The sequence below is a fragment of the Acinetobacter sp. UBA5984 genome, assembly GCF_002429925.1.
In the GTDB taxonomy this organism is placed as follows: domain Bacteria; phylum Pseudomonadota; class Gammaproteobacteria; order Pseudomonadales; family Moraxellaceae; genus Acinetobacter; species Acinetobacter variabilis.
Map to the genome: position 1 here is coordinate 1 of NZ_DJBE01000037.1, position 9,998 is coordinate 9,998.

The following is a 9,998-nucleotide window of genomic DNA, read 5'->3' on the forward strand; positions in this document are numbered from 1 at the left end:
AAACAGATTTACAGAATTAGGTTGTCCTCATACCCAAGTTGTCACTTGAGTTCTGTTCAGATAAGCAGGTGCTGTCTTTTAAATATTTGTGCAACAAAGCCACATTCTTATTATGTTTGGAAGCACCATGACTCCAGTTGACTGCCAGACCATCTGCAAGGAAATAGGCATCAAACAGGCCGCGTTCAGCAGTTTTCGCCAATTCAATCGCATAATCAATACTTAAATGATCCTTAGGACGAGACTGAGGATGGCGCCAACCTGCCGCATGTTGCGAAGTCGTTGGAATAAAAGCACTCAGTTTAATTTGTCGTTTAGCCATGAGAAGACCTTGTGTTTTTATACAATACACAGCTTATAACAAGGATCTTCATGGCTGAAAAAATATAATAAAAATGAATCCATATAAAAAATATGGATTAAGCAGGAAATACGCTATTTAGAGGTGCTTTGCTAAGGTTTATCCAGTAGTCCAAGCTGGAAGATTAAACCAGTGCCTCGATGGTTTTTTTCTTCCAGATAAACTGGTAATACAGGCCTTGCATGATACAAAGACAGACAAAGGCCAAGGCATAACCATACCAAATCCCTTGTAAACCCCACCAGCGGCTGAACATATAGGCAGCTGGTACTTCAATGCCAATAATGGCAATAATATTGATCAACATCGGGACTGTCACTGTGCCACTGGCCCGCATGATCGAAGCAAAAATTGCGCTAGCACCAAAGAACAGAATCGACCATAGGACAATGAAGAGAAGTTGCTGACCTAGGACCACGACCTGCGGGTCAGTGATAAACAAAGCCATGAGATATTTAGAAAACAGATAAGCTAGAATTACCAGACTACCTGTGAACAAGATATTCATACTTAAGGCAGTTCGAGTCACTTTATTGAGCAAATCATTTTTACCAGCACCAATGGCCTGTGCCCCAAAGACTGAAGCTGCAATGGCAATAGAAAGAGCAGGGAACTGAATATAATTCAGTACCTGATTCACGGCACCATAGGCCGCCGTCGCTTCTGCACCATAACGGTTGACCAGACCCACAATGACCAGACCAGCGACTGAAGTTGTGACCATTTGAACCCCGGTTGGAATACCTAAGCGCAGGATAATCTTGCTGAGCTGGGGCTGATGACGAATATCTTTGATCAATGCCCAGTCTGGTCTTAGAGGGTGACGTTTATAATTTAAATAGAGAATAAGAAATAACAGTACAGCCAAGTTACCCAGAATGGTTGCAATTGCGGGAGAGATGATCCCCATCTTAGGAAAACCAAAATAACCCGCGATCAGGACCGGTGTCACTACCAAGCCCACACCAATCGTTAGGGCAGAGGCAAACAGTGGCGTAGTACTGTCTCCAACCCCGCGTAAAATTGAAGTATAAATAATATAAATAAAAATCAGAGGACTACCAGCCAGCATCCATTGCACATAAGGTAAAGACAGGTGCATCACATCCGGATCTGTGCCCAGTAATTGCAAGATATTTTCAGCAAAAAATACTCCCAATAGGGCAATCAGGCTGCCACCAATCAGCGTCATAAACAGGGTAGAGCCAACTACACAGCGCACTTTTTCAAGATTTCTGGCACCCCAAGCTTGTCCTACCAGAACCGTAGAACCTGCAGAGAGACCAATCACAAAGGCCATCAGACAGAACAGAATCGGGAAAAATACTGCAACTGCAGCAATCGCTTGCACGCCCAACATTTGCCCGACAAAAACAGTATTAATCGTACCGGACAGGCTTTGCAGGATGTTGGTAACCACCAGCGGTAACAGGAAAATAAAAAATGTTTTCCATAAATTCTGCTGGTGAACCAATGCTTGCTGTGCCATATGACATCCTGTTCTTGATTTTTCATATATTTATCAGGACTAAATTATCCTTGATCAGCATCAAGAACGCTTTAGCTTTTCAGTAACCAATAAGTCTATTTTTTTAAACTTTGGAAAGAATATGTGCTGCTTCTATCAAGGTTTCATCTTTTTTGGCAAAGCAGAAGCGCAATAAGTGTAAATCTTTAGGCGGCTCCTGATAAAACGCTGATACCGGAATCGCCACAACACCGTGTTGTTCCGCCAGATAGTGACACATCGACAGTGCATCCAGATCAGGACGAATTTCACTGTAATCCAGATTCTGGAAATAGGTGCCTTGAGACGGCGTCCAGTGAAAACGGGAATCTGTCAGTGCATGATTAAACAGATCCCGTTTGGCCTGATAAAAACAGGACAGCTCATGGATATGTTCAGAATGTAGTTGCATATATTCGGTCAGAGCCACCTGAATTGGGGTCACGCCACAGAAGCTGACAAACTGGTAAATCTGTCTGAACATCTGCATTAAGGCTGGTGGTGCAACACAGAAACCGGTTTTCCAGCCGGTCACATGAAAGGTTTTACCAAAAGAACCAATCACAAAACTGCGTTCACGGAGTTCCGGAAATGATGCTGCAGAATGATGACGAACTTCATCAAATACCAGATGTTCATAAACTTCATCAGACAGAACTACAATATTGCGATCACGAATCAGTTCAATCAGCTGCTGCCAGTCTTGCTCTGTCCATACCGTTCCGGTGGGATTATGCGGTGTATTCACTACAATCATGCGGGTACGGTCATTGATTGCATCTTTGACCTTATTCCAGTCCACAGAAAAACCAGGATATTCTAGAGCGATATGTACCGGTTTGGCACCGACCAGCTTCACGCTTGGCGCATAGCTGTCATAACTGGGATCAAAAATAATGACTTCTTCACCTGCTCGTACCGTTGCCTGAATTGCACAGAAGATTGCAATCGTTGCGCCAGGAGTAATGGTGATTTCATCTACCGGATCTAAAGTAAGCTGGTCACGATGCTGATAAAGATCAGCGACCAGACCACGTAATACTGGCAAGCCATCACCCGGTGCATATTGGTTAAAACCATTTTCAGCTGCCCGACTGAGGGCTTCAATCAATTGCGGTGGAGCAGGAAAATCCGGAAAACCTTGTGACAGGTTAATTGCTCCGAGTTTTTGTGCCAAGGCTGACATGGTACTAAAAATAGTAACGCCCAGATTGGGAAGTTTAGAATGTAACTCAAGCATGTCCTTGGCCTCTGGCTTATCCTGTAATCGAGGATGATGTAGGAGATATAAAGTATTCGGCTTTCAGTGTAGCAGTAAGTGAATCAGCAAATAATCAGAAAAATCGAAAAGGTTGAAACAGAATACATCTTCTATTTCATAAGCATAGAGAATATTAGGTCAGGGTAAGGTTATTTGTGGTTAATTCATGTGAAATAAATACCAAGATGGATTGTTCTAAGCTTATTCCCTAAAATCAGTGCGATAAAAATAACCTCAAATAATAATTATAAAATGCTACAGAGTATTTATACGGTGCTTGAAGGCTTGGGTCTAAGCTCACAGAAGCGTGCACTTCATCTCCGATTTTCCAATGAAATTTTAAATTCTCAGGTCCTGATTCAGCGTATTGAAGGCAGGCACTGGATCAATGAGGGACTACATGCTGAATTACTTTGTCTATCCACCCATCCCTATATTGCCTTAAAGCAGTTTATTGGCTGTCAGGTTGCTGTTGATCAGGTCACTGATCAAGGTAAGCTTTTCCGGACTACAGGTATTATTACCGCAGCTAAACAGGGGCATAGCGATGGTGCTTTAAGTGTCTATCAGCTGACTCTCGAAGATGCGACTTCACTTTGGCATAAACGCCGTAATAGCCGTGTGTTTTTGAATAAAAGTATCAAAGCGATTAGTGAGATTCTGTTTACTGAATGGCAAAAGCGAAGTGGCTTATTTGCGAAAAGTTTAAGTTTGGATCTTTCCGGACTAAATCGTGAATATGATGTACGGCCATTGGTCATACAGTCCAATGAAAGTGATTATGATTTTCTGACCCGCTTATGGCGTAGTGAGGGTATTAACTGGCTGATTGATGAAAAGGAATTAATTATTCCAATCTCAGCTCAAACCATTCAGCCACAAGTCCTGCGTCTTGTTGATGAGCAGCAATATTTTCAAGCCTTAAAACGCCGTTCCATCCGCTTCCATCGCAGTCATGCAACTGAGCAATTCGATACTATCACCAGCCTAATTGCTGAGCGACAACTTGTACCAAATAGTGTTGCATTGCAACGCTGGCAAGCTATAGATCTGGAGCAGGAGCAAAACCAGCAGTTAGTGAATATTCAGCAAAGTAGTGTTCAGGATCATACCAGTTTAAGTCTGGAAGATGTCTGGAACATCAGTCCAGCTTGGACCAGTGACCTAAAGAGAGAAGATCAGGCTACATCATCCAGTCCAGCTCAACTGGATCAACTCAGTCAGCAACTTAGTCACTATCATGCTATGCAGTCCAAATATTTTAAGGCCAGCAGTAGTGTTCGTGATGCCCAAGTCGGTTACTGGTTTGAACTGCATGACCATCCCGAAATTGATCAACATCCGCACAATGAGCGTGAATTTTTAATTTTGGGCAAACACTTCTATAACCAAAATAATTTACCGAAAGATCTTTTGCTACAGCTGGATCAGCTCATGCAGTCCAGTCACTGGAAAGTTCTGGATGATGAGAGACAAGGTAATGAGCTGTATTTAATTCGTCGAGATATTCCTGTAATACCTAAATATCATCCACTACAACATCGGCCTATGGCCTATCCACAACGGGCGAAAGTAGTAGGGTCTGAAGGTGAGACTATTTATGTCGATGAATGGGGACGTGTGAAGGTCCGTTTTTTGTTTACCCGTAGTGAAGATCATCAGCATGATGGTGGTGCTGGTGCCAATGATAATGACACTGATTCGGCCTGGGTAGATGTGCTAACGCCATGGGCAGGTGAAGGTTATGGCGCCCGATTCCATCCACGTATCGGGGAAATCGTAGTGATTGATTTCTTCGAAGGGGATATTGATCGCCCCTTTATTGTTGGACGTATTCATGAAGCTGAACGTTATCAAACTATGTTTGATAAGAAGGGGCAGTTGCCATTCACTAAAAAACTAAGTGGTATCCGTTCTCAAGAGGTGGATGGCGAAGGTTTTAACCAGATTCGCTTCGATGATACAACTGGACAGATTAGTGCACAGCTGCAAAGTAGTCATGGGGCCAGTCAGCTAAATTTAGGAAATCTAAGTCATCCAAAAGAAGATGAGGCTAGCGACGGGCGTGGTGAGGGCTTTGAGTTAAGAACAGATCAATGGGGAGCACTTAGAGCGGGAGCTGGCTTGCTTCTTTCTACCTATAAACAAGAAAATGCCAATGCTAATCACTTAGATACCAGTCCTGCGAAAAGCCAGCTTGAATCAAATTTGAATCATAGTAAGGCTTTAAGTGAGATTGCCAAAAATCAGCAAACAGACCCCTTAGAAGGGTTAGATCATCTAAAAAAATTTCTGGATCAGATTGAACAGCAAGATCAAAGCAAGGCTGAAACCTTTAAACAAGCTTTAATGCTGCTGTGCGCACCGAATTCAATTGCACTCTCAACTAATGAAGACCTGTATCTTTCAGCTGATCAGCAGATTAACCACAGTGCTGCGGATAATATTAATTTTTCCACACAGAAATCTTTGATTGCTCACGCTCAGGACAAGATCAGTTTATTTGCAGCCCAACAAGGATTAAAAGCCGTTGCGGCAAAGGGAAAGGTCGAACTCCAGGCACAAGATGACGCAATAGAAACAATTGCTCGTCATAAAGTAAAAATTATTTCAACTGAAGATCGAATTGAAATTATAAGCCCTAAAGAAATTGTGCTTACTGCCGGTGGATCTCAGTTAAAGATTAATGGACAAGGTGTATTTGGAGTAACAGGTGGGAAGTTTGAGTGTAAAGCGGGGCAGCATATATTTAAAGAAGGAGCCAAAACTATTTATGAGATTCCTGAGTTGCCTAAATCTGGACCATACGCTGTAGATTTTTTATTTAATAGTTTAGGTGGTAGTGGAATTGAAGGTGCTGAAGTAACTATGTTTATACCTGAAAATAAGGAAATTTTATGGGAAGGTAAAACTGATTCTAATGGTAAAACGCAATTATCTATTTCTCAAGAATGGGTTGCTTATGAAGCATTGGTAGGATTTAAGCAATGGTCAAATATCTTTGAAGATTTAGATAATAAAGATTTAGAGGAGGAATTTGATGTGGGTGAACATGGAATTCAAATTGAAGATATTCAATAATTATAAAGGTGTTCTCTGTGAATTATTATATTGTAAAAAAAGGAGATACATTGTGGGGTATCTCGAAAAAATTTAATATTACAGTACAAAAATTAGCTAAAATTAATAAATTGAATGGTTCTTCTATTCATAAAATACAAGTAGGTCAAAAAATATATATTGATGAGATCAATAAGATTGAAGCTGAATTGATTTTAAAAATTATATTATTAGATTTATCTTTTAAACCTATTTCAAAAGGAATTGTAAAACTAGAATATGATGGTAAATCAAAAGAAATAAATTTTAAAGACGGTGTAATTAATGATATAGAAATCTTAGATCATTCAAAAGGTTTAAAAGTTTATTATAAAAATATAAAAAGTAATTTTGATTTAATAGCTAATCATAAAACTTTACCAATAGGGAAAAAAGTTTTAAGGCTGACTTCAAGGCAAATGAAAGTCTCCGGCAGTCACTATCCTCAATCGGGTATAGTTCAACAGACAATAGAGGAAATCAAAAAATCCTTAAAAAATTTAGCAGATCCTATTGAAAAAGGGGTAAATGAAAAAATAGATACTAGTCAACCATCTATAATTTTACCTAAGCCAGTAAATAGCCAAAAAAGAACTGATTTAGGTAATAGTACCCATATAATTGCAAGCCAATTTACAGAAGAGAACTTCATACTCAATACAGTAAATAATAAATATAGAAAATTCGTTATAGACGCTTCGAAACGTCATGGATTTACTCCACATAGTCTAGCAGCTTTAATTCATGCTGAAGCTGCAAAAAAAAGTAATGGAGAATGGGATTCCAAAAGTTTTAATACCACTACAAATGCCGCAGGATTAACACAATTTCTTAAAGGTACTTGGCTTGAACTTTGTAAAAACCAAGAATCTTTAATAGGGCAATATGCTTCAAAAAATAAATATCTTACTGAGGAGCAACTTTTAAATCTTAGATTCAACTCTGAATTTTCGATTGATGCAGCAGCTGCTTATGCAATTATAAATTTTAAATGGTCAAAACTACCTTATCAAAAATTAACAGAGCCGAGCTCAATAGCTAAATTTGCTTATCTATTACATCATGAAGGAGCTGGAGGTGCGAGGTCATTCATAAACAATAGTTTTTCCCCAGAAAGAGCAAAAATGTTATTGCTTGCACAATTTGGAAATAAGGGTAAACAAAATGCTTTAGATTATTTGAAAAGATATGACAACGATGCAAAAGTTGCTTATGGAATATGGCTAAGAGTATACATCGATGCACATATTAATATTTATGATTATGTATTGGATAAATCTAAAACTTCTGGAATAAATTTATCTTTAGATGAAACAATTAAAATTTTATTGGGGCAAACTTCTTCACCAACACCAACACCAACACCAAGTACCGAAATACAAGAAAATAAAATTGTTGGAGGCAGCGGAATGTGGGTAGATCCTTTAGCAATAAACCAGTTAAGAGTTGCCGGTCTAGCTAATGTAAAAAGTGCTACTTTTGGGAAAGTTAGAAATGGAGGTACTAGAAACCATCAAGGTATAGATTTAGCTGCTGATTCCGGTACGAATATTTTTGCGGTATGTAGTGGGGTTATTGCTATTGCAACAGATAGTGGAAAGGCATATGGCAAAATTATAGTATTAGAAGTAAACATTGATGACTTGCCTGAAAAGCAAAAAACTTATGCATCAAAAAATATTACAAACAGCCAATCAATTTATTTTTTTTATGCACATCTATCTACCATAGATGTTGAAAAAGGAGATGTTGTTGATGCTAAGACAATTTTAGGTAAAACAGGTTCTACTGGAAATGCGAAGGGAATGACTACTATATCGAAAGGGGGACATTTGCATTTCGAGGCAAGAAGTTCAGCATTGCTCGGTACAGGCTTGCAAGGAAGATTTGATCCTATTCCTTTTTTTATAACCAAATTGATTTAGGCACTTAAAATATGAAAATACTTAAATCTATAGTAATAATTAGCAGTAGCTTCTTTTCACTATCATGTCACGCAAAAAATATAGATTGGAATGATTACCAGCAAAGTGCTACCCAAATTAAAGAGCCAGTTTTATTTCTGGATCAATTTGGTAGATTCTCTCAATTAAATAAAAATTTAAAATTAAGTTTAGTTGATTATGGGGGTAAAAACAAAAAATATTCTGGTGGAGATTACATTCTTAAGAGTTATGGCGTCGAAGTTTTAAATAATCAAAAAAATTATATTTTATATCAAGGTACTGTGCCTTTAAAATCAACTGTAGATTTAAAAATACTTTATCAAGATAAAAAAATAGTTGCCTTTCGGATAAGGGAATTTAGTGAATTAGATTATGTGAAAAGACCTTATAAAAAATTTATATCTAACTTTTTTATATATAATAAGTTATCAAATTTAGTTATTGAAGCTCCAGTAGTAAATTCTTCATCTGCTAATTTAGAAAGTGATTACGGGAGTATATTGGCTGGTGATAATTTTTCTTATATTAAAGAAGAGAAAAAATATTTATATAATAGACCTCTTGCGTTAGTNNTACTTTCGCAAGAGGTCTAATGCCAATATTAGGGAAAGTAACAGGAAAATTAATGACTATAAATTGATTTTAGATTCAGATTTAAAGTGCTTAACATTTACTCTAGGGTGTGAAAATATTAATTATAGAAACTTTCTTAAAAAATAATTTTTTAGATTGCTACATTATGGAGAATGTAGCAATCACCGACCTTATAAATTTTACCCTTCCAAAACCTCTTCTAGCAACTCCTCACTTGGTGCAAAGTAATACGCACCATCCATTGGAGTCACGAAATGTAGCAAGCGGTCATGGATCCCATCGCCTGATGTACCAAACATACGCACTAACATGGCATCAATGATTTTCAGGTCTTTGGTATAAGCAATGAAGAATAGGCCTTGGTCACCACGACCATCTCCATAAGGCAGAGAGTGACGTAGAATTTCCATTTCCTCGCCTTCCTCATCTTCAACAACAGTACGAGCGATATGCGCATTGGCAGGTTTTACCTCATCCTCGAGCTCAATCGATTCAAGTTTGGTACGACCCATGACTTGTTCTTGAGCATCGACTTTGAGTTTCTTCCATTTATCCAGGTTATGCGCATAACGCTGCGCAAAAATAAATGAACCGTCTTGGAAAATACCAGCATCTTCACCGAGTAAAGCCACTTCAGCACGATCATCCGGAAATTGTGGATTTTCAGTCCCATCGATGAAACCGGTAATATCACGGCCATCAAAGTAACGGAAGCAAACACGCTCATCTAATACTTCAACCTGATCGCGAATACCTTCGAAGAAAGACTGACTCAAGGCGAAACAGATATCGGCACGCGCACTGGCAATATGAATCAGTACATCAGCGGGAACCACAGGCATATTAAATGAACCTTGAATTGGCTCTAATTGTTTAAAACCAGCAGGTGCCTGTTCATACAGTTTTGACCAGAGTTCAGGACCAAAAGCGACAGCCGCTTTAATTTGCGCATTCGGATGTTGGGTAATCAGGCGATCGCGTGTCGTAAAGAGCTGTTCTAATCGTTCCTTAAAATCTTCAATACTGAGATCTTTCAGGCGTAAAACAATAAAGCGAGCATGATCTGAAGGTAATGGCAAAATTACAGATTGGGCTGTCATTCATGGCTCCTGTAATAAATTTCTGTATCCAATCCTGCTATTGTGCCTGAAGCGCTATAGAGTGAATAGTATGCAGTCTGATGTTTAAGCAATTTTTTTGGCTGAAAATATTGGAAAAGTCATATAATTA

Annotated in this window: 6 protein-coding genes; 2 read left to right on the forward strand and 4 right to left on the reverse strand. The window is 38.8% G+C overall.

What is annotated here, in order from left to right; genetic code table 11:
* Positions 1 to 16: 16 nt before the first annotated feature.
* The 3 genes from B3J29_RS05530 to B3J29_RS05540 form a co-directional block, all read right to left on the reverse strand.
* Positions 17 to 322, reverse strand: a complete 306-nt coding sequence (locus B3J29_RS05530) for a hypothetical protein (RefSeq protein ID WP_228761274.1) — start codon at positions 320 to 322, stop codon at positions 17 to 19.
* Positions 323 to 485: 163 nt separating this feature from the next.
* Complete coding sequence (locus B3J29_RS05535) at positions 486 to 1,850, reverse strand: MATE family efflux transporter (RefSeq protein WP_004780677.1); 1,365 nt, start codon at positions 1,848 to 1,850, stop codon at positions 486 to 488.
* A 103-nt stretch (positions 1,851 to 1,953) separates the two neighbouring features.
* Entirely contained in the window at positions 1,954 to 3,108 is a 1,155-nt protein-coding gene (locus B3J29_RS05540) for a methionine aminotransferase (protein WP_175966381.1), read from the reverse strand.
* A 273-nt stretch (positions 3,109 to 3,381) separates the two neighbouring features.
* Between B3J29_RS05540 and B3J29_RS05545 the strand changes: the two genes are divergently transcribed.
* Both B3J29_RS05545 and B3J29_RS05550 read left to right on the forward strand, forming a co-directional pair.
* Entirely contained in the window at positions 3,382 to 6,210 is a 2,829-nt protein-coding gene (locus B3J29_RS05545) for a type VI secretion system Vgr family protein (protein ID WP_175966379.1), read from the forward strand.
* Between the two features lie 17 nt (positions 6,211 to 6,227).
* On the forward strand, positions 6,228 to 8,153 hold the full coding sequence (locus B3J29_RS05550; protein WP_262477957.1) for a peptidoglycan DD-metalloendopeptidase family protein: 1,926 nt from the start codon (positions 6,228 to 6,230) through the stop codon (positions 8,151 to 8,153).
* Between the two features lie 794 nt (positions 8,154 to 8,947).
* Here B3J29_RS05550 and B3J29_RS05555 read toward each other — a convergent pair.
* Positions 8,948 to 9,868 (reverse strand): Dyp-type peroxidase, encoded by a 921-nt coding sequence (locus B3J29_RS05555; protein ID WP_175966375.1) that lies wholly within the window; start codon positions 9,866 to 9,868, stop codon positions 8,948 to 8,950.
* Between the last annotated feature and the right edge of the window lie 130 nt (positions 9,869 to 9,998).